The 459-nt window shown below is 60.6% G+C and carries 1 protein-coding gene; it reads right to left on the reverse strand.

Features of this window, described 5'->3' with window-relative positions:
* A partial coding sequence (locus AC1D1Y_RS26390; protein WP_477684951.1) for a UDP binding domain-containing protein occupies positions 1-459 on the reverse strand: 459 nt, incomplete at both ends.

The raw sequence follows: 459 nt of genomic DNA on the forward strand, positions 1-459 counted from the left end.
GTCCAAGGCTTCGTCCAGCTCAAGCAGCGGCAGGCTGTCATGGCTGGTGATGTTGGGCTCAACCGCCACCACATCATAGGACTGGGCATGCAAGGTCATCGCGATATGCAAAGCCGGCGATTCACGCAGGTCATCGATATCCGGCTTGAAGGCCAACCCCAGGCAGGCTATGCGCGGCCGGCGCCCGCGATGTGCCATGGCATCTGCCACGGCCACCTTGATTTGGTCTACGACCCATTCTGTCTTACGGTTGTTGACGTCGCGCGCGGTGCGGATCAGCCGGGCATTGTCCGGGTCACTGGCGACGATGAACCAGGGATCGACCGCAATGCAGTGACCACCGACGCCTGCCCCCGGTTGCAAGATGTTGACGCGCGGATGGTGGTTGGCCAGCTGTATCAGTTTCCAGACATCAATGCCGGAATTGGCGCAGAGCATGGAGAGCTCATTGGCAAAGGC

This window comes from Polaromonas sp. P1_G1 (genome assembly GCF_056405595.1).